The organism is Pirellulales bacterium (assembly GCA_019636345.1).
Taxonomy (GTDB): Bacteria; Planctomycetota; Planctomycetia; order Pirellulales; family Lacipirellulaceae.
In genome coordinates, this window is the sequence record JAHBXQ010000005.1 from 423496 (window position 1) to 444332 (window position 20837).

A 20837-nucleotide genomic window follows, 5' to 3' on the forward strand; every position below is an offset into this window, starting at 1 on the left:
CATGGCAGACGAAACCGCCAAACCGGCTGCGTTGTCAGCGGGTCGACTGCAGCGGCTTGTTAGGCGGAACCATCCGCTGAATCTCGGGGTCGGCGGACAAGGTCAATGACGCCAAGGATCCCGCCGACGAAGCCCGTGATGCGAAGGATGCCCGCCAAACCGACAAGCTCGCGCGATCGACCGGGGTCGAAGGCATAGCTCGCGATGTACAGCGCTGCGGCCACAGCTAAGACTGAACCGCGGGGACCGCGACGCGAGAGAAACCAAAATCCGACGAGTGCCGCTACCACAGCGACAATTGACACCACTAGGAAAACTTGGCCGAAGGGGTCCATATGCCTGCTCGTTTTATGGGCCTAACGAAAAAGCTCAGTTGCCCGCCCTCCAGAGAGCGGATTGAGCGCCAGTATACCGCCGCTGAGGGGAGTACGCCACATCGACCGTTGGTGCGGCGGGTCGACTGACTACTAGTGCTTTCCAACCCTCTCACATTTGGGTGGGAACAGCGCACCCTCTCGCTCTGGCAACAGGTTGCGTCGTTCCCAACCCAACAGACTCGAACAGACTCGAGCAGACTCGAGCCGGCACAGCGCTAGTTCGGCGGCCCTGGCTCGCGGCGGGGATAGAGAGTGACTCGCAGGGACGCGCCCGCCGCGGCCATCCGCCCCAGCAGCTCGGCCGACAGCCCTTGGTTGAACGCCCAAGGTTCTCGGCCGCAATCATACCCGATGTTGAACTCTTGCCGCGAGCATCGTGCCCAGACCGACCGAAGGGGCGGGACGAGCGACTCGACAAGGGCGAGCATGGCCGCGACGTTCGGCTCCGGCTCGGCGTGCTGTTGCTCCGTCTCGAAGCAGGCGTACCACAACCCATCCGCGCCCTGTGCGGCATGCAGGGGCCGAACGCCGCCGACCTCGAACGCGACGGCAAGCGCCGTCAGATCGTCGGCCGAAATCAGCTCCAGGTCGGTGTTCAGATAGCGGAACACGCCGCACACCGCGATGCGCCTCGGCTGTAGAACGCTCCGCGATAACCGAGTCGCGGAAGCTGAGTTTCCATTGCGATGTCGCTTGGCTACCGCGACTTCGTCTCAACGCTCGCTTCCGCGTGTTCCGCTACTCGAACAAGCTTGGCAATGCGCTTCTTGCTCCCGGATCATAGTAGAATGCCTGAATCGCTGAGGCAATGACATCCAATGGATCCTTGAAATCAGCGTCACGAAAGGCAACGCTATCGCCGATTCGCGCAGCGGAGGCATCTTCACGACATTTTGGATAAGCGATTGTCGCATTGATCACCAATGACCGCATCATCGGCAAACCGGCAACCTTGACGTCACGGAACGTCTCCCAAGGAATCCAGCCGATTTGCTTCTTGAATCCTTGCAGCGACACAATCAGCCAAGCATCTCGGATCAATCCGGGGACCTGAGGCACTCCATCCAAGCTTGACTCGCCGATAACGTTGACTTCCAATCCTTCGCTGCAAATCCGCAAGAGCGGTTTGAGGCGGGCGAAAACGTTGAACCAGCCAAGCAATGCGATCAATGTCATTGGAATGGCGATGATGGAGAATGTCATGCCCGCCTCGATTCCCGGCTTTCCGTCTGCCTTCTTCACGATCTCGAAGAAGAAGAGCGGGCCGAGGATTGCACACAACAGGGCGAGCATCGTGAACCCGATCGCCGTGACATAATGATACCACGATTTCGCATAAAAGACTGATTTGCCAATAGACACGGAATTGCTCACAAGATGCTTCACGCAATTCGCCACACATCACTTGGCGACGGGAGTTGGCGTCGATTTGGAATTCCACTGGCGACCTGCGATTGCGGTAGCCCAGGACTTTCGGACAGCGGCGGAACTCCTCTCATGGCAACATCCTATCGGCGGCCGAGCGCCGCGACAAGATTTTGCAATGTCGGCGTAGCGCCGCAGAGCGTGCCGAGTTCGGGCGAGACGCGGTCGCACTCCTGGTTTCCCCCGCGACCTGTCCCGCGGTTGCGAAATGATGGGGCAATACCCCCAGGACCTCGATGAGGCGTCGCCCCGTGGCCTCGCCCAACAAGTTCGGCGAAGCTGGAACATTCTTGTAGAAAATGGGCCAGCGCGTCGCGTAGAACGAAGCGTGGAGGCGGCGCGGGACGCCGCGCGGCCCGCGGCGACCTCCGCGCAAGACGGCAGGGGCATCGACGGAGGGCGACGACAGAGGCGGGCCGGGGTTTTGCAACTCCCCCGCGAGTTTTGCTGGCAAAACTCCGGCCCGGCCCGGAGCGTGTCGCCCGCAAGTCGTTGCCGGCACACGGGTTGGCGCGAGGCCCCCGCGCCACAGCCCGGAGTTTTGCACAAAACAGTGCGTGAATATTGCTCGCGAGCACAATGCCGAAGCGCTCGGCGACAAGACAAGGACGAGACAAGCAAGTACCCGGGGCGGGGGTCGAACCCACAACCTTCGGCTTCGGAGGCTCGTTAGTGCTAAAGCTTCAACCAGCGTTTTCCTCGGTGGTTGCCGGCATTCTACGCTTTCGACCCGCCATTGCAAGGCGTGTCACTTCATTGCAGTTCTCGCGACAAATTGCGGTATTCGGCGACGCTCGCCCGGGATAATCCGGTAGTTTACCGGATTATCGAAATGATGCGGACGCCCCATGCGTGTAGCCTGGGCTACAGGATCGCCAGGACCGCTGAACCAGGCGCCGTGCCGACGATCGGCAGGCCGCCCCGTTCCAGGTCATGCGTCCCGGCCACGGCCCCTCGAGGCCGGGTCGAGCATGAGCAGTCGCATCGGCGTCAATTGGGCGACGTCTCCCCTCAGGACGGCGAATCCGCGTCGCCAAGGCTCGGATCGGACGAGAACCGGGTCCGTAGAGGAACCGGACGCACCAGCCTTCGCCTCCCGCGGTCCGACGCCTCCGTGCAGCTCTGCGGTCGGGTTCCGCTGTGATGCGTGTCCGGACCTCTGGGGGCCGCACACGCAATTCCCGGCAGAACCGCGATTCCCGAACTACACTTGGGTCGTTAGACCCTACCTGAGCCGAGCTATGCCCAAGCCAGACCTCAAGAAGCGCGTCGCCGAACTTTCTCCCCGGTTGCGGGAAGTCCTGCGGCTACTCAGCCTCGGTTGTTCCGTAAACGAAATTGCCGACATTCTCGGGCTCGCTCCGGCGACGGTCGACAACCATCGGACGCGGCTCTATCACCTCCTGGGCGTTACTAAGGCGAGCTTGCTTGTCCGGGTTGCGATCAAATATCGCGTGTCGCCCGTCGATGAAACGCTTACCCTGGGCGAGAAGCGGCGCCGGGGGAAGAAACGGGACGGTTGGAATTCCTGAGCCAGGCAACGGTCGCCGTGCTTCGCCGCCGCTCGCTCCGGCGTTGCGGGCCGATATTCTCCCCGCCCGCAGCGATCGGTCGATCTCTTGAAACTCGACTGCGAACGAGCGGAGTGACGGGGTCTCGAAGGCTGGGCTGCGTCCGGCAAGTTGACCGACGTCCATGTGATCCGTGGCGATGCCCCCCCTGCCCCCCCCCTCGACCGACTCGCCCGCAGCTGCTGCAGCCTCGATTTCAACCCGAGAGCGATCGACTCCAGGACGACCGTCGATGGGGGAAGATTGTCCCTACGTAGGGACAATTTGCTTTCCAACGATCGACGAACTCTGCGTCGCGAAGCGTGCTGGACACGATGTCCGGCGGCGACGGCCCGACCGGACGCCCCCTTCACCGAATGATCTGCAAGCACGCCTCTGTCAGGTGCGTCATTCCTGGGGCAGCGAAGCGGTCGTTGAGACGGCTGATCGTGGCCTGCTCCCAAAACCTGCACCACAGGTGTGACCGCCATTCCAAAAACGTAGCGCCCGGCGCCCGAATAGTGTAGCGCGGTGTTAAGTGCGGGAATGATTCAGGCCGTCCCAGGTGAAGCCGTTGCCGATTCCTCCTTATCGTTAGATCGATGGCACAGGCGGGCGTCCTTGAGTCGATAGCTCTCGCCTTTGGTTTCGAGGATCTGGCAGCGATGGGTGAGTCGACAAGGCCATTCAGCATAGTCACGTCCATTCGGCGGCGGGTTCGACGAGAGGAGGCGTGCATTATCCGACCGGCTCTAACACTTGCGATTCAACCAGCAGGTCGAACTGCTGCTCCACTCGGTTCGGCATTGTCCCGCCTCGGACCAGTATTCCCAACTCCATGTTGATCGTGAATGCTTGTTGGGTCAGGTTGGCTGGCGAAAGGAACAGCCATTCCCCATCGGCCACGACACACTTGACGTGCAAGATGCCGACTTTGTTGCTGTCACCAAGGGGCCGGTTCTCCTTCGGCCAGAAGTAGACCGTCGAGCAAGCCGCCACTTCCTGCCCCAACGCCTTGATCGTGCTGTACTCGCAGGGCCAGCGCGCACTCTAGGCAAAGTGGGGTGGCGCGGTAATTGTTTGTGTGGCAAGTTGTTTCGCGTCAGGTTCCTCGACGCGAAAGGATTTCTCATGCTCACGATCGGCGACCGCGAAGCGGTCAACTTGGTTCGTTTCTTTGACGGCTTGCCCGACCCGCGGTCGAGCGTCAATCGGCTGCATCGACTGGGGGACGTGATCGTCATCGCGATCTGCGCGGTCGTCGCCCTGGCCGACGGGCCGACGGCGATCGCGCAGTGGGCGGAGCTCAACGAGACGTGGCTCAAGACGCATCTGGCGCTCAATCACGGCATTCCCGGCAAAGACACGTTCCGCCGCGTCTTGACCTTGCTCGATCCGGTACTCTTCCAGCAGTGCTTCGCCGCCTGGTTGGACGGGCTGTGCACGGCGGCGGACGACGCCCCGCCGTCCGCCCAGCGGCACGTCGCCATCGACGGCAAGACGCTCCGCCGTTCGCACGATCGGAAGAACGGCCTGGGGCCGCTGCACGTCGTGAGCGCCTGGGCCTCGGATTGCGGCGTCACGCTGGGGCAGGTCGCCACCGACGAGAAATCGAACGAGATCACGGCCATCCCGCAATTGCTGGAGATTCTCGACCTCGAGGAGACGATCGTGACGATCGACGCGGCCGGCTGCCAAAAGGCCATCGCCGCGCAGATCGTGCAGCAGGGGGGCGACTACGTGCTGGCGCTCAAGGGGAATCACGGCAAGCTGTTCAACGACGTCCGCTTCGCGCTCGCTGGTCCCCTCGAGGACGACGTCGCGACCCGCTCGGTCAGCCGCTGCGTCGAGGTCGAACAAGGACACGGGCGGCTCGAATCGCGGACGTACTTCCAGATGTCCGCGCCGGACTGGCTGCACGGCCGCTCCGAATGGAAGGGCCTCAAGACGATCGGCGCGGTCGTGCGCACCTACGAAGAGAACGGCGTCGAGAAGTCCGACACCCGCTCCTACGTCAGCAGCTTGCGCCGCCACGGCGAGCGATTCGCCGCCGCCGTCCGCGGCCACTGGGGAATTGAAAACTCGCTCCACTGGTCCCTCGACGTGACCTACCGCGAAGACGACAGCCGCGTCCGCCACCGCACCTTCGCCGAGAACCTCGCGTGGCTCCGCCGCTTCACGCTGAGCCTCGTCAAGAAGCACCCCGGCAAGCAAAGCCAAATCATGAAACGACGAATGGCCGGATGGAGCCCCGAATTCTTGATGCAAATCCTTGCCGGCAATGGATGTTAGTGGGCGCTGGCCCTGGTGTCCGAGCGACTGAGAACCCGGAGCGTGTAGTACTCCGCCGTGGCGGGACCGGCAGCAAGACTTACCAGGAGAAAGCAGGCGAAACAGCGGATCATGCGATTGCCCTCGTCAGGGGGTGCTTACCTCGACAATGCCCCGGATTATAAAAGGGCGACGATGGCCCCTCAATCAGCTGCACACCATTCACGGTCCTGCAGGCCCGCCGCGCTGATCCATACTGAACTTCACCCCCACAAACGCCCCCCCTGCGCCCCTTCCGCTGTCACCCTCACGTCGGCCTCGCCCCGCCGTCTGGGCCGACGTGAGGGGGATGGCGGGAGGCGGCGTAGCCCCCTTCTGCCGAGCCGGAACTGAGTTCGCCAATCGCCACAACTCCGGTCTAGTTCCAACCAGAACCCCGGTCGTTTACGATAGGGTTCTTGTCGGTCCATGCCACCGCGGCATTCACGCCAAGTGCTAGTACGGAGATGGCGTTGATCGGACGTTTTGTACGAAAGGTTTGACAGATGCAAGATGGCAGCTCGGCCTCTCCCCCTGGCCCTCACAACGACGCCGAGCCCACTGTAATTCAATCAAGCCCGCAACTGGTTATCGACGCGGCCGATTCGTTCAACTACGCCGCTTGGCAGAACGCTGTGCCACTACTGCGAAGGGTGACGATCGACAACTCAGGGGGCGCTGAACTCTCTTCACTCGTCGTCGAGCTGAAAGCCTCGCCGGCATTCGCCCGCGACCGCCGGTGGATGGTCGACCGCATCGGGGCGGGTGAGACGCTCACGCTAAAAGACGTCGACCTCGAAATCGACCCAGCCTACCTCGACGGCCTGGACGAGGCCGAGCGAGGCGTCTTGACGCTTCGACTGCTACACAAGGGCGAAGCCCTCCACGAGACGACCCACGTGCTGCGCGTGCTTGCCCGCGACGAGTGGGGGGGCATGTCCTCGATGGGGGAGCTGCTGCCGGCGTTTGTCACCCCCAACGACCCCGCGCTGGCCGCGCTGCTCCGGTCGGCCGCGACGCTGCTCGGCCAACACGGTCACCCGACCGCCCTGGACGGTTATCAGTCGGGCGACCCCAATCGCGCCTATCTGCTCGCCGCGTCCCTCTGGTCCGCCGTGGCGGGCCGGTCACTCGTCTACGCCAACCCGCCGGGGAGTTTCGAGCAAGTTGGGCAGAAGACGCGTCGCGTCGGAACGGTGCTAGGCGATGGACTAGCGACCTGCCTTGATACGTCGCTGTTGTTTGCGTCGGCCCTCGAAGCAGTGGGGCTCAATCCCGTTTTGACTATGACCCAAGGGCACTGCTTCGTCGGCGTCTGGTTAGTCGATAAGTCGTTCAAGCGGCTCGTCGAAAGGGATTGCAGCGAGCCGCGAAAAGCGATTGCGGCGAAAGAACTGCTCGTCTTCGAGACAACGATGGTGACCCACCAACCGCCTGGGCGATTTCCCGATGCGGTGACAATGGCGACAGGCGCCATTTCCGAAGAGAAAGAACACCAGTTCGTCGCGGTCATCGACGTATCGCGGGCCCGGATGTCTCAGGTCTTGCCGCTGGCTTCTCATGCTGCCCGGAAGGAAGAAGTTTCCGACGAGCTAGAGTCGGGGCCGCCCCCCTTGCCGGCGTCGCCCGGTTACGAATCGGTGCCGGCGGTCGAGACCGAAGAGCGTCCCCAGACGCCTGCTGGCCGCATCGAGCGCTGGCAGCGAAAATTGCTCGACCTGTCGTTACGCAATCGACTGCTCAACTTTCGCCCTTCTAAGCAGACGGTTCCGATCTTGTGCCCCGATGTGTCACGGCTGGAAGATCGGCTGGCAGTCGGGGCCCGCCTGCGGCTGGTGTCGCTCGCCGACGGGAACCCCCTGGGGCAGCGGGACGCGGAGCTGCACCAGAAGCGGACTAAGAAAGATATTGACTGGGAGTTTGCTCGGCAGGCGTTTGACCGAGACGAGGTGGTCTCCCCGGTGGAGCTGCGGGACCTCGACGTGCGGCTAACGGCGCTTTATCGGAAGGTGCGCAGCGACCTAGCGGAAGGTGGTTCGAACACCCTGTACTTGGCTGTCGGGTTTCTGCGCTGGAAGCAAAATCCCACCGACGAAAAGACCTACCGCGCACCGCTGCTGCTGGTCCCCGTGAAGTTAACAAGGCGGAGCGCTTCTTCTCCCTACTACCTTGCCAACCACGAAGACGAGGTCCGGTTCAACGCCACCTTGCTCCAACTATTGAAAAAGGACTTCGACTGCGACCTTACGGAGTTCGAGTCGGAATTGCCAACGGACGACAGCGGAGTGGATGTGCCGCTGGTGCTAGACAGGATGCGGCAGGCGGTGCGCGACATCCCGGGGTTTGAGGTGGTGGAAGAAGCGGCGATCGCGCCCTTCTCGTTCGCCAAGTACTTGATGTGGAAGGACCTGGTCGATCGGGTAGGGCAACTGGAGCACAACCGCGTCGTGCGGCACTTGATCCATGAGCCCGACAAAGCGTTTGCGGCGGACGGCATCGGTCCGATGCCCCAACCGCACGAGATCGACACTCGGTATGCCGCGGCGGAGATCGTCCACCCGCTCCCGGCCGACTCGTCGCAGCTCGCGGTGGTGATGGCTGCGTCCGAAGGGCATGACATGGTGATCGTCGGCCCCCCGGGTACGGGGAAAAGTCAGACGATTGCGAATCTGATTGCGCAGTGCCTCTCCGTCGGCAAGACCGTGCTGTTTGTCGCCGAGAAGACGGCGGCCCTCGATGTGGTGCACCGCCGGCTCAAGGCGCACGGGCTGGGGGACTGCTGCGTCGAACTCCACTCGAACAAGGCCGAGCGAAGGCGATTCCTCGATCAGCTGGAGGTTTCCTGGAAACATCGTGGCAATGGGAAGGCGTCCGATTGGGTGACAATCAACGAGCGGTTGCAAGTCCGCCGTGACCAACTCAATGCCTATGCAGCGGCGGTGCATGCGGCCGAGCCTAACGGTTGGACCGCTTACCGCGCGATGGGAGAATGCGTGCGGGGCCGTCAGGTGGAGACGCCCCGCCTCGATTGGCCCGCGTCGGTCCTCCATGATCAAGCGGAGTATGCGCGGCTCCAAGCGACCGTTGCGGAGCTCGCTGCGACGTTCCAGGCGGTTCCGGCTGAGGCGGCGCTGTCGCGGGTGCAGGCGACCGAGTGGTCGATGGCTTGGGAGAACGGGCTATTGGAATCCTGTCGACAGCTCGAGTCGGCATCCGCATCGCTGGCGGCGGCGATCACCGCGTTCTCAGCGAAACTGGGAGCTCCGGAATTGGCGGACATCTCTTCGACGCAGCTGACCCACCTCTACCGGTTGGCGCAGGAGCTCACTCGACCAAGTCTCCCTGCGGCTGACCTCCTGCTCCACGAACGTCTGGACACGCTCCAGTCAGCATTAGAAGAACGACGTGGGCTCGTCGAACAAAGCGACCACGCGAATGCGTCGCTGGAGGGCGCGCTGCTCGGATTCTGCGAAGCGATCGGCGCCTCACCCGGCGGGCAGGTCCCCGAAGCCATGAAGCGCCCGTTGTATCGCCTCGCCAACGAGTTGGTGCGACCTGAGCTACCGCCACCCGAACTCGTGTTCCACCAGCAGTTTGAGGTCCTGACGCAAGCCCTCGCTGACCGGCCGGCGCAACTGCGGATTCGCGATCAGGCTTTCGAGGCGCTCGAAGCGCGTTGGTTCAATCCCGCTCTCATCGAACGAATCAATATCAACGACTTGGAAGCCGAGTGGGCGAAGGCCTCCGGGTCATTCTGGCCGCTGTCGCTTTTGAAGAAGAGCGGCGTGAAGAAGAAGTTGAAGGCCTACATGAAAGCGGAGGGAACATCCCAACCCGACATCGACCTGCCGCTGCTCGTTGAATACCGAGAGGCGCGTGACCGCCTGACGGAAAACCTCGCTACTCTCGGCCTGCCGCCGCACCTGCAAGCAGCCGTTGAAAAAGACGCCGGCGCGCTGGACTCCCAGCTCCCCTTGGCCGTGCGACTGCGGGAAGCGATCATCGCGGCGGGACTCACCCCGGACGGGGTCGGCAAGACATCCCGCGGCGCCCTCGAACCGCTGACGGTGGCGGCGCGGCGGCTCTATCCGCCTGGGCGGGAGGTCGAGACCCTGCGCGTGAGCCTGATAGAGAATCTCGCGGCGCTCGGCTTGCCTCCCGAGCTTCAGGCAGAGGTAACCCGGGACGCCAGCGCACTGGACGCGCAGGTGAAGGCGGCTCGGAGTATCCGCGAGGCGGCTGCCCCCTTGGGTTTCTCGGGCGATCTCGCAACTCAAGCGTTGCAAACCATGCTGGCGGCGGAAGAGCAGTCTCGCTGCCAGGCGGCCGCCGACTGCTGCCGAGCGGCCAAGGCGTTCCAAATCGCTTGGGTGGCCTACACCAAACAAGCCCTCTCGCAGCCGGTCGCACCCGAGTCGACAACCGTGGTCGCCGACGCGGCCGCCCAAGCGCAGCTCGTGCTGGCTCGCCGCACGGCGCTGAAGCAGTGGACGGCATGGGTGGCGATCAAGAAGCGGTCCGAGCAGCTTGGCCTGGGGACGTTCGTCGAGGCGCTACAGACGGGACAGCTGACGGCGGCAGCAGCCGCGGCCCAGTTTCAGTTAGCCTACGCTCGCTGGTGGCTTCCGGCGGTAGTCGACAAGCGCGAGCCGCTGCGAGCGTTCCAAAAGTTTCTCCAGGAAGATGCGATCGAAGATTTTTGCAGCCTGGACGACCAGGCCCGCCGCGCTGCGGCGCCGAGGGCTCGGCACGCCGTGGTCCACGGGCTGCCACCGACCGACCAGGTCCCGCGCAAGTCGGAACTGGGGCTGCTGCGTCATCAGATGGGACTCAAACGCCCGAGCAAGTCGATCCGCGAGGTGATTGGGGGCATGCCCGACACGTTCGGTAAGCTGGCGCCGTGCCTGCTAATGTCGCCCCTGTCGATTGCGCAGTACCTGCCGGCCGACCAGGCGCTGTTCGACGTGGTGGTGTTCGACGAGGCATCCCAAATCGCCACCTGGGATGCGATCGGCGCGATCGCCCGTGGCAAGCAGACGATTATTGTCGGCGACCCCAAACAGCTCCCCCCCACGAACTTCTTTGGCCGGACCGACAGTGATGAGGATAGCGCGGAACTGGAAGACCACGAAAAGGACCTGGAGAGTATCCTGGACGAGGCGCAAGCGTCGGGATTGCCCACGCTTCAGCTCAATTGGCACTACCGCAGCCGGCATGAATCGCTGATCGCGTTCTCGAACTGGAACTATTACGGCAACCAGCTCGTGACGTTCCCCGCTGCCGAGTCAGAGGACCGTGGCGTCTCGTTGAAGCACGTGAAAGGGGCGCTCTACGACCGGGGCAAGAGCCGCACCAACCGCCAAGAGGCGGAGGCGATCGTCGCGGACGCGGTGGAGCGGATGCGGCGCTGCCTGGGCAAGCCAGAAGCCGAGAGGCTCACCTATGGCGTGGTGACCTTCAACAGTCAGCAGCAGGAGTTGATTCAGGACCTCTTCGATGAGGCGCAGCGGCAGCACCCCGAGCTGGAGTGGTTCTTCTCCGACGATCGCATCGAACCGACGGCCGTAAAAAATCTGGAAAACGTCCAGGGAGACGAACGGGACGTGATGATGTTCTCAATCACGTTTGGCTTCGACGCGGCGGGGAAGTTCCCGGTCGATTTTGGGGCGATCAATCGCGACGGGGGCGAGCGTCGCCTCAATGTGGCGGTCACCCGGGCGCGGCAAGAGCTGGTGGTCTTCTCCTGCTTCTTGCCCGACCAGCTTCGCGCCGAACGGTCGGGCGCCCGCGGCGTCCATGACCTCAAGGCGTTTCTGGAATACGCCGAGAAAGGGCCCGAAGCGATCGTCGCACGGGTCGAGGGGTCGTTGGGGGGATTCGAGTCGCCGCTCGAAGAAGCGGTCGCCGCGGCGCTGGAAGAGCGGGGCTGGCGCCTCGACGCCCAGGTGGGCGTTTCCGGGTTCCGGATTGATCTAGGGGTCCTGCATCCTGACAAGCCGGGAGCCTACCTCGCGGGCGTCGAGTGCGACGGCGCGACGTATCATCGCTCGGCGGTGGCGCGGGATCGTGACAAGACCAGGCAGCAGGTTTTGGAGAACTTGGGGTGGACGATCCTGCGGGTCTGGTCCACCGACTGGTGGTACGACCCGGAGTCGGCGATTGAGCTGATCCACGAGGCCCTCAACGAGCAATTGGAACTGACTCGCCAAGCAGCGGCTGATGAGGCGCCTGCCGACGGCTTCGAGACACCGCTGAGCAACGATGGGGAGGAGCCACTTGATTCTTTGCCGAAGGCGCCCGGCGGCAGCGAACCGGGCGACTTGCCGGCGGACGACGACGTTACAGAGTTTGGAGAGGTGCAAGCGACGGAGACCGTTGCACGCCCTCAACTTGTCGCGAAGCAATCGCCCCGGGCAGACCGGCCGCGCTACGTCCGCGCCGCGTTGGCTGACGCATCGACTAATCAAGACCGCTTCTTTGACGACGACTATACCGAAACGCTTCAAGGCATGGCGCAGGCCGTCCTCGAGTCGCAAGGACCAATTCTCGACGACGCGTTGGCGCGGGAGGTGGCCAGGGCGCACGGGATTGGCAGAACGAGCGCCCGGATCAAGCAGCGGGTATTGCAGCTATTGCCCGGCGTCACCTCGACTGTCGAGCCGGTAGGAACGTTCCTGTGGCCCGGCGGCGCCGCCCAAGAATCGATCCCTTTTCGCTACTCGGCAGACGACGCGGAGCGTCGCAGCATCAACGAGGTCGCCATGCCGGAGCTTGTCGGCCTCGTTCGCGGGCGTCCCGACCTCGTGGCGAGCGACGATCCTGCGCTCGCGTTGGCTCGGGAGATCGGGCTTGCGCGACTCGCCCGCTCGGCAAGGGAGCGGCTGGAGGAAGCATTGGAGTCTTGCAGTACCGATCGGTAACGACGCTGGTTCGGCCCGCCATGGGCAAGATGCACCTATCCATTCAATTCCCCGAGTTCATCGTCTTTACTTGCAACGCGTAGGGCGGGAGTAGTTACCGGTGTTCAAGTTCTTGCACGCGGCGGACATTCATCTGGACAGCCCCTTGAGGGGATTGGATCGGTACGAGGGCGCGCCGGCCGATCAGATCCGCGGCGCGACTCGCCGGGCTTTCGAGAATCTGGTCAAGGTCGCGTTGCGCGAAGACGTCGCCTTCGTGGTGCTCGCGGGCGATCTCTACGATGGGGATTGGCGGGACTTCAACACGGGGCTCTTCTTCGTCAAACAGATGGCGAGACTGAAGGAGGCGGGCATCCCTGTGTATGCGGTCAGTGGCAATCACGACGCGACGAGCCGGATCACACGCAGCCTCCCCTTGCCCGAGAATGTTCATTGGTTCCCAACCGGGGAGGCGACGACGGTTCGCGTTGTCGGGGTCGACGTGGCGATCCACGGCCAGAGTTTTGCGGAGCAATGCACGACAGACGACTTGGCGAAGAGCTATCCCGCGGCCCTCTCCGGCGTCTTCAATCTCGGCGTGCTGCACACCAGCATGACGGGGCGAGACGGTCACGGGAGCTACGCTCCCTGTTCGGAGGCTTGCCTTCGCGACCGAGGCTACGACTACTGGGCGTTGGGTCACATTCATCAGCGGGAAGTCCTCTCGGGCGCAACGACGATCGCCTACCCCGGAAACATTCAGGGGCGGCACATCCGTGAGAACGGCCCCAAAGGCTGCTTGGTCGTACACGTCAATGACAACCTAGCCGCTGACCCGGTGTTTCAGCCGCTCGACGTACTCAGGTGGGAAGTCGCCCGAATTGGACTGGAGGACGCCGAAAGTCTCAGCGACGCCTTTGACCGAGTGAGGGACGCGCTCAGTCAATTAGTCGAACAAGCCGAGGGCCGGCTCGTTGCCGTTCGCGTGGTCCTGGAGGGGGCGACTTCCCTCTCTGAGGCGATTGCCGCCGCGGGTCGCCAGTGGGTGGCGGACGTCCGGGCGCTGGCGCTCGACATCGGTGCCGAGAGGGTCTGGCTTGAAAAAGTGGTGAACGAGACTACCTCGCCGGTCGATCGGCGGGCCGCAGCCGAAGAGGACACGCCGCGGGCGGAAGTCGCCTCGCTGGTTGAGGAGTTATTGGTGTCGGCGACTGCCGGCGCCGACATCGGCGTGGACCTCAGCGACCTCCAACTGAAACTACCCAGCGAACTTGCGGACGCACTCAGGACGGCTGACCCGGATTGGTGGCGGGACGTTCTGGGCGAGGCTCGGTCGCGGCTGCTGGCGGAGCTAAAGGGGTGAACCATGCACATTGAGCAGTTGCGACTTACAGCTTTCGGCCCGTTCACGGGAGGCTCCGTGAGTCTATGCCCGGGGCTCAACATCTTGTACGGGCCCAATGAGGCGGGTAAGAGTTCGGCCTTGCGGGCGATCCACTCGTTGCTGTTTGGCTTTCCCCCGCGGACGGCGGATAATTTCCTGCATAGCTACGGGCAACTTCGGGTCGGCGGCGTGCTAGTTCGGGGAGACGACCAGCGGCTGGAGTGCGTGAGACGTAAGGGGAATAAGGCGACGCTGCGAGACGGTGAGGACGACAAACAGCTGGACGAGAGCGTGCTCGACCGGTTCTTGGGAGCGGTCGACGCGGATTTCTTCCGCTCGGTCTTTGGGATCGATCACGAGCGGCTCCGAGCTGGGGGAGAAGAGGTGATTCGCGGGGAAGGTCGGGTCGGCGAGTTGTTGTTCGCCGCTGGCGGCGTCTCCCACCTGCGCGAGATCCAGCAGAAGCTCGAAACGGAAACGTCGCAATTATTCAGGGCAAGGGCACAGCAACCGAGCATCAACAGCGCGGTGGCTCGCTTAGACCAGCTCCGCGCCGAGGTGCGAGAAGCCCAGGTTTCTTTGGAGGAATGGGGACGGCACGACGCCGAGAGAACCAGGCTGTTGGAGCAAGCGGAGCGACTGCGAACCGAACTGGCCGACGCCGAAGCGGCCAAGGAACGGCTGTCACGGATCAGCGCGGCGTGGCCGACGCTCAGTAGCTGGAGGGCGAAATGCGAAGACCTCCAGGCGTTGGAGGAAGCCATCTTGCTGCCCATGGACGCCGAGAAGCGGCGCACGGACGCAAACGAGCAGCTGAGTCTGGCTCACTCGACTCTTCGGCTAGCCCAGGAGCAGTTGGGGCGGGTCAATGATAAGCTGGCAGAACTTCAGACGCCCGAGGCGGTCCTGGGGGAGCAAGAACGTATCGACCAGCTCTACCGACGACTCGGAAGCCACGAGAAGAACGCCGAAGACCGCGGCACGCTGGAAGCGAGAAGGCGAGCGGCCCGGAACAACGCCCGGCAGACGGTCGAAAGGCTGGGCTGGAGCGTCTCCCTCGAAGAGGTCGAGAAAAGCCGCCTAGCGGACCACAAGAAGGTCACGATCCGCTCGCTGGCGAAACAACACGGCGAGATCGTCCAGCGGCTCAGCAGCGCGAAGAAGCTCAGCGCTAAGTCGACCAAGCGACTTCAAGAACTGCAGCAGCAGCTTGCCGGCGCATCGGTCGGGAGCGAAATCAAGGCGCTCACGCAGTCGTTGGCTGAGGCAAATGCGGTGCTAGAAGTCTTCGCAGGGCTCGAGGCGAGACGGGATACGATAAGCCGACTCCGGCGTGAAGTGGACGAAGCGCTGGCTCGTCTTCCGTTGTGGAGTGGCACGCTGGATGAGCTGCGACGGATGAAGACGCCGGCAGAAGCGGCCGTCGAAGAGTTCGACGAGCGGCGACGCGACATCACCACGCGACTGAATGCTCTCCAGGGACGACTGCAAGAGAATACCGAGAGCGAAGCCAACCTGTTGGAGAAGCTGGCGGCTCTCGAGAAAGGGGACGCGGTTCCGACCGAAGCCGAGCTTCTGGAAGCCCGAGCGATCCGCGACCGTGGCGTGCGCCTCGCGGTCGATACCCTTGAGGGGCGAGTCCCGAATGCGACGGAAGTCGATGAATACGTCGGCGAGGCCGGAGAGGGAGAGGGGTTATCGACGGCCCTCGGTCCGAGCGTGCTGAGGGCCGACGAGGTGGTCGACCGCCTGCGGCGCGAGGCGGACCACGTCGCTGCAAAGGCCCAACTGGTCAGTCAGCAAGACTCGCTCGGGCGTCAGAAGCAAATTATCACATCGAGCATCGCGGCCGCCGAAGACGAGCAGCGATGCTACGCCGAAGAGTGGAACAGCCGGTGGGCCCAGAGCGGTCTGACTCCTCAATCACCACCCGAGATGCGTTCGTGGCTGCGTCAGCACGCTCAACTGCTGGAAGCGGCTAGCGAGGTCACTTCGCAGTCCGAGACGCTTGACGCGGACGAGCGACGATGCGAGTCGGCAAGAACGTCCTTGTTGAAAGAGCTAGAGTCTGCCGGCATGGAAGCGGTATCCACGGACCTGGATGGACTCGCCGACCACGCCCACGAACACATCGAAAGTTCGCGACGGGAGCGGTCGCGTCGAGAGCAGCTAGCGGCCGACATCGAGCGGGTGAAAGTGGAATCTGACGAAGCCGGCGAGGAACTACGTGAAGCGGAGGAGTCTCTTGGCGCGTGGCGGACGGCTTGGGCTGAGGTGATGGCTCTGCTCCAGTTGCCGGGCGACGCGCTTCCTGAAGAAGCCGAGTCGATGCTCTCGAATCTTGAGCAACTGTTTCGCGAACTCGACGAGGCGGACGGTTTTGAGAAACGGATCTACGGGATCAAAAAAACCGCCGAAGAGTTTGCGCAGGCTGCTGCCGACCTCGCGTCGGTCATCGCTCCCGACCTCGCGGGTCGACCGGTAGAAGAGGTAGTCGCCACGCTAAATACTCGGGTCAGTGAGGCGCGTCGCATCGATCAACAGGTCAAAACGCTGACCGAACAACGGGCAACGCAGGAAGGGCTGGTGCGTAACGCCGAGACGAGCGCCGCGAAGTCTCAGGCGGTATTGGATGGGCTACTCAGCGAAGCGGGGTGCACGAACACACAGGAACTGTCGAAAGCGATCGAGCGTTCGGCTCAAAAGCGGTCGCTGCAACAGCAAGTCGAGGAGTTGAAGACTCAGCTGACTCCCCACTGCGGCGGGCAGACCTTGGAAGAGTTCCAGGCCGACGCGGCGACTGAAGACCCTGACCGCTTGGCTAGCAAGGTCGCGGAGCTTGAAAGCGTCATCGTTGGACTGAGGGAGAAGCGAGAAGAGTCGCTAACAGCGGCCCAGCGCGAAACGAGCGCGTTGGCGAGGTTCGACGGCGGCGACGCAGCCGCCGAGAAAGAAGCCCTGCGACAGTCGCTGCTGGCCAAGGTAGAAGTCGACGTGCGTGAATACGCTGTGACAACCGTGGCCTCGACTCTCTTGCGGCGCGCGATCGAGAGGTACCAAGAGCGCTCGCAAGGACCCGTCTTATCTCTGGCGAGCGATCGCTTCCAAGAATTGACCTGCGGAGCGTTCGCTGGCCTTAAAGCCGACTACGACGAATCCGGCAAGGACATCCTGGTCGGTGTACGAGCGGACGGGAGTGGCGTGTTACGCGTGGAAGGGATGAGCGAAGGCTCGCGCGACCAACTCTATCTCGCGTTGCGGTTGGCGACACTCGAACACTGGTTCGATCATCACGAGCCCGTCCCCTTCATTGTTGACGATGTCTTGTTGAGCTTCGATGATGCTCGGGCGGAAGCGACCTTGGGGGCGCTGATGGAACTATCGACTCGTACGCAAGTGCTCTTCTTCACGCACCACGACCACCTCGTCTCCCTGGCAAAAAAAGTCGGCGATGCCCACAGCAGCGATTCGAGCGTGCATGTCGTGACGGCTTGGAACGGAAATTCTTGAGCAAGCCCTCCTGATCCGAATGAATTGACCTCAACAACGCTACTCAACGGCCTGTTTCCCAGAATCGGCGACGGCTTCTGTCTTGCCTCTCATGGAACTGGAATTTCATCCCGCGGACGTTAGCATAGCGCCCACGGGAGGAAGATTCCATGTCGAGAAAGCGCAGGCACTTTACGGCCCAGCAGAAGGCCGCGGCGGTGCGTCGTCATTTGAGCGGGAAGGAGGCGGTCTCCGACTTGGCCGATGAACTTGGCGTCCAGCCCAGCCAGATTCACACTTGGGTCAAGCAGGTGCTCGATCAGGCCGACAAGGCGTTCGAGCAGTCCCCGGGGAATCGCCAGGCCGAACAGTTCAAAGACCGCCAGATCGAGCAATTGCGGTCCAAGCTGGCCGACAAGAACGAGGTGATCTCCGAGCTGATGGAGGAGAACGTCAAGGCAAAAAAGCCAATGGGGAACTCTGAAGGGACGCTGGGTTCCCCACGACACTCTGGACGCAATCGTCGACTATGTGAGGGACTGGACGGAGCGGACCGAGTTGCTCGCCAAGCGGCTCTTGGGCTGGCTCGGCCTGGCGACGAGCAAGCACCACCAGTGGAAACGCCGCTACGGCAAGGCCAACGAGCACAACGGCCAGGTTCCTCGCGACTGATGGCTGGAAGATTGGGAAAAACAAGCGATCCTCGACTACCACGACCGGCATCCCCTCGAAGGCTATCGTCGGCTGGCTTTCATGATGCTCGACGACGTCGTCGTGGCGGTCAGCCCGTCAAGCGTCTACCGGGTTCTCAAAGCGGCCGGTCGACTCGATCGTTGGAACCGCAAGGCCTCGAAGAAAGGGACCGGTTTCGTGCAGCCGGTTGGGCCGCACAGGCACTGGCACGTCGATATCAGCTACCTGAACCTGGGCGGCACGTTCTACTGCCTGTGCAGCTTGCTGGACGGCTACAGCCGCTACATCGTCCACTGTGAGATCCGCTCCTCGATGACCGAGCGGGACGTCGAGACGATCGTCCAACGCGCTTTGGAAAAACACCCCGGCGTCACGCCGCGGATCATCAGCGACAACTGTGAGTGGCATTGGAATCGTGCAGCGCCCGGCGGGCCGTAATTGGCGCCGTAATCGTGCAGCGCGTTTGGTGCGTTTGGCTTGTTGATTTGCGATGGTGAGGGATCGTGGTCGGGGCCGGAGGCCCCGTGCCGTGAATCCTCAACGGATCGTGGATCAGGAAGCGAGGCGCGTCAGAAAGTGCTGCAAGACATGGAGTTATGGACAGAAGTTCGGCGTCGCGTGCTGACTGGCGAGATCAGCCGCCGGCAGGCGGCCCGAGAATATCAGCTGAACTACCGGACGGTCGTGAAGATCGTCGGGCACGTCGAACCGCCCGGGTACCGGCGGACGGCGCCGCGGGCGCGGCCGAAGCTGGAGCCGTTTCTGCCGCGGATTGCGGAGATATTGGAGGCCGACAAGACGGCGCCCAAGAAGCAGCGGCACACGGCGAAGCGAATCTTCGACCGGCTGCGCGAAGAACATGGCTACGACGGCAGCTACGAGAGCGTCAAGGAGGCCGTCCGGGCCTGGCGTCAGGGGCGGCAGGAAGTCTTCCTGCCGCTGTCGCATCCGCCGGGGGAAGCCCAGGTCGACTTCGGCTATGCGGAGATCAACCTGGCCGGCGAACGGACGCAGGTCGCGTTGTTCGTGCTGACGTTGCCGTACAGCGACGCCTTCTACATGCAGGCGTTCCCGCGCGAATGCACCGAAGCGTTCCAGGAGGGCCACAAGCGGGCCTTCGAGTTCTTCGGCGGCGCGCCGACGCGGATCAGCTACGACAACTCGAAGATCGCGGTCACCAAGATCACGGGGAGCCGGGAGCGCCAGCTGACGCGGGAGTTTTTGCGGCTGGCGAGCCATTACCTGTTCGCTCATCACTTCTGCTTGGTGCGGCGGGCGAACGAGAAGGGGAAGGTCGAGGGGCTGGTCGGCTTCGGGAGAAGGAACTTCCTCGTCCCCGTGCCGCAAGTGGACTCGCTGGAGCAGCTCAACGACGAACTGGCCCGGCGGTGCGACGCCGACCTCGACCGGACGCTCCGCGGCCAGAGCGGCTCCAAACGCGAGCTGCTGGTCGAGGACCAAGCCGCCATGCGGTCGTTGCCGTCGCAATCGTTCGACGCCCGCCGCGTGACGCAGGCCGCGGCCTGTGGATTGTCGTTGGTCCGCTTCGACGCGAACCGCTACAGCGTGCCGGTCGCCCACGCCCGGCGGCCGATCACGATCGTCGCCACGGTCGACGAGGTGCGGCTCATCGACGCTGGCCGACTCGTGGCGACCCATCCGCGCTCCTGGAAGCGGGAGCAGGATGTTTACAATCCGGTCCACTACCTGGCCCCGCTGGAGAAGAAGCCCGGGGGCTTCGACCACGCCAAGCCCCTGGAAGATTGGCAGTTGCCGGGATGCTTTGACGAATTGCGGCGGCTGCTGGAGGCCGACGGCCTGGGGACCCGCGAATTCATCCGCGTCCTGCGGCTCTTGGAACGTTTTCCGTTGCGCCAACTGACCAACGCGGTCGACTACGCCTTGGACATCGGCGTCATCGACGCCGACGCCATTCGCGTCATCGCCGAGCACCGCCAGGAAGAGCCCGTCGCCTTGTTCTCGCTCGACGGTCGGCCCCATCTGCGGACCGTGGCGGTTGAGACGACCGACGTCGCCGCCTACGGCGCCCTCTTGGAAGGAGGCGCGTCATGAGCAAGACCGAGACGAAGTGCACAGTCCTGGTGAAGCATCACCTGAAAACGTTAAAACTGCCGACGATGCACGCCGAGTGCGAGAAGACGGCGGCTCGGGCGGCGCAAGAGAATCTCGATCACCTAGCAGGCCGTTGAAGAAGCCGGTTTTGTCGGGGTCGTGAAACTAGGCACTCAAGCGTAGCGGCGAGTGCCGGGAGTTCAGTTTCGAGCCGTCCAGAAAGCGTAGGCAGCGGCGGAGCGTAATGTGGGCGAAATGCAGTAACTGCACGAGCGCGCAGCAGGCCGCGTAAGCCCGCGGCTTGCCCGTTCCCAGCAGCTTGCGGAGGATCAGGCCCAGGTTGTGCGCGGCGGCCTTCACGAGATGATGCTTGCGAACGTTCGCCAGGCCCCGCAGCCAAGTTCGCCGGCCGCCGCCGGTCTCGCAGACGTGAGCGAAGCTCCGTTCGACCCGCTCGCTCCGTTTGCGTTGCAGCCGCTTGCCGTAGCCGCGCTGGGTGCGGGCCCGGTTGTTCATGACGGTCCGCTTCTGCTCGGGCGGCTTGTCGTCCCAGTTCCATTTCGTGTCGCGCTCGGGAATGTAGGTCTTGGCGCCGACCAGCGCCGACTGCTCGACCCCGGCGAGCGTCTCGATCGCG

Annotated in this window: 14 protein-coding genes; 9 read left to right on the forward strand and 5 right to left on the reverse strand. The window is 63.3% G+C overall.

The genetic code is table 11. The annotated features are described in order from the left end of the window. Nucleotides 1-592: 592 nt before the first annotated feature. A complete protein-coding gene (locus KF688_14545; GenBank protein ID MBX3426895.1) occupies nucleotides 593-988 on the reverse strand; it encodes a hypothetical protein in 396 nt (131 codons plus the stop codon). A gap of 127 nt (nucleotides 989-1115) precedes the next feature. Next, entirely contained in the window at nucleotides 1116-1739 is a 624-nt protein-coding gene (locus tag KF688_14550) for a hypothetical protein (protein ID MBX3426896.1), read from the reverse strand. Nucleotides 1740-3043: 1304 nt separating this feature from the next. On the opposite strand from KF688_14550, the gene KF688_14555 reads away from it, so the two are divergent. Then, nucleotides 3044-3334 carry a response regulator transcription factor gene (locus KF688_14555; protein MBX3426897.1) on the forward strand — a complete coding sequence of 97 codons (291 nt, stop codon included), beginning with the start codon at nucleotides 3044-3046 and terminating at the stop codon, nucleotides 3332-3334. Nucleotides 3335-4090: 756 nt separating this feature from the next. Here the strand turns inward: KF688_14555 and KF688_14560 are convergent. Then, nucleotides 4091-4363 carry a hypothetical protein gene (locus tag KF688_14560; protein ID MBX3426898.1) on the reverse strand — a complete coding sequence of 91 codons (273 nt, stop codon included), beginning with the start codon at nucleotides 4361-4363 and terminating at the stop codon, nucleotides 4091-4093. A gap of 120 nt (nucleotides 4364-4483) precedes the next feature. On the opposite strand from KF688_14560, the gene KF688_14565 reads away from it, so the two are divergent. The 4 genes from KF688_14565 (at nucleotide 4484) to KF688_14580 (ending at nucleotide 17455) form a co-directional block, all read left to right on the forward strand. Next, on the forward strand, nucleotides 4484-5644 hold the full coding sequence (locus tag KF688_14565; GenBank protein ID MBX3426899.1) for an ISAs1 family transposase: 1161 nt from the start codon (nucleotides 4484-4486) through the stop codon (nucleotides 5642-5644). Between the two features lie 524 nt (nucleotides 5645-6168). Beyond that, the gene (locus KF688_14570; protein MBX3426900.1) at nucleotides 6169-12582 is read left to right on the forward strand and encodes a DUF3320 domain-containing protein; all 6414 of its coding nucleotides are present in this window, start codon (nucleotides 6169-6171) and stop codon (nucleotides 12580-12582) included. Nucleotides 12583-12682: 100 nt separating this feature from the next. Next, nucleotides 12683-13924, forward strand: coding sequence for a DNA repair exonuclease (locus KF688_14575; GenBank protein ID MBX3426901.1), 1242 nt, complete (start codon nucleotides 12683-12685; stop codon nucleotides 13922-13924). Nucleotides 13925-13927: 3 nt separating this feature from the next. Next, nucleotides 13928-17455: an AAA family ATPase gene (locus tag KF688_14580; GenBank protein MBX3426902.1), complete on the forward strand. Its 3528-nt coding sequence runs from the start codon at nucleotides 13928-13930 to the stop codon at nucleotides 17453-17455. A 119-nt stretch (nucleotides 17456-17574) separates the two neighbouring features. Here the strand turns inward: KF688_14580 and KF688_14585 are convergent, their stop codons facing one another. Continuing rightward, nucleotides 17575-17943, reverse strand: a complete 369-nt coding sequence (locus KF688_14585; GenBank protein MBX3426903.1) for a hypothetical protein — start codon at nucleotides 17941-17943, stop codon at nucleotides 17575-17577. A 22-nt stretch (nucleotides 17944-17965) separates the two neighbouring features. Here KF688_14585 and KF688_14590 point away from each other — a divergent pair, with 22 nt between their 5' ends. The 4 genes from KF688_14590 (at nucleotide 17966) to KF688_14605 (ending at nucleotide 20337) form a co-directional block, all read left to right on the forward strand. Continuing rightward, nucleotides 17966-18106 (forward strand): hypothetical protein, encoded by a 141-nt coding sequence (locus tag KF688_14590; protein MBX3426904.1) that lies wholly within the window; start codon nucleotides 17966-17968, stop codon nucleotides 18104-18106. A gap of 198 nt (nucleotides 18107-18304) precedes the next feature. Beyond that, nucleotides 18305-18565, forward strand: a complete 261-nt coding sequence (locus tag KF688_14595; GenBank protein MBX3426905.1) for a DDE-type integrase/transposase/recombinase — start codon at nucleotides 18305-18307, stop codon at nucleotides 18563-18565. A gap of 150 nt (nucleotides 18566-18715) precedes the next feature. After that, on the forward strand, nucleotides 18716-20200 hold the full coding sequence (gene istA / locus KF688_14600) for an IS21 family transposase (protein ID MBX3426906.1): 1485 nt from the start codon (nucleotides 18716-18718) through the stop codon (nucleotides 20198-20200). Next, nucleotides 20197-20337 carry a hypothetical protein gene (locus KF688_14605; protein ID MBX3426907.1) on the forward strand — a complete coding sequence of 47 codons (141 nt, stop codon included), beginning with the start codon at nucleotides 20197-20199 and terminating at the stop codon, nucleotides 20335-20337. Before istA ends, KF688_14605 begins: the two co-directional genes overlap by 4 nt. Before the next feature lie 28 nt (nucleotides 20338-20365). On the opposite strand, the gene KF688_14610 is transcribed toward KF688_14605, so the two are convergent. Continuing rightward, a partial coding sequence (locus tag KF688_14610; protein ID MBX3426908.1) for a transposase occupies nucleotides 20366-20837 on the reverse strand: 472 nt, incomplete at its 5' end.

Bases quoted from the DNA above. Each gene is read 5' to 3' on its own strand.
- KF688_14555 (MBX3426897.1), top strand. From the start codon at position 3,044: ATGCCCAAGCCAGACCTCAAGAAGCGCGTCGCCGAACTTTCTCCCCGG.
- istA (MBX3426906.1), top strand. From the start codon at position 18,716: ATGGAGTTATGGACAGAAGTTCGGCGTCGCGTGCTGACTGGCGAGATC.
- KF688_14580 (MBX3426902.1), top strand. From the start codon at position 13,928: ATGCACATTGAGCAGTTGCGACTTACAGCTTTCGGCCCGTTCACGGGA.
- KF688_14565 (MBX3426899.1), top strand. From the start codon at position 4,484: ATGCTCACGATCGGCGACCGCGAAGCGGTCAACTTGGTTCGTTTCTTT.
- KF688_14605 (MBX3426907.1), top strand. From the start codon at position 20,197: ATGAGCAAGACCGAGACGAAGTGCACAGTCCTGGTGAAGCATCACCTG.
- KF688_14570 (MBX3426900.1), top strand. From the start codon at position 6,169: ATGCAAGATGGCAGCTCGGCCTCTCCCCCTGGCCCTCACAACGACGCC.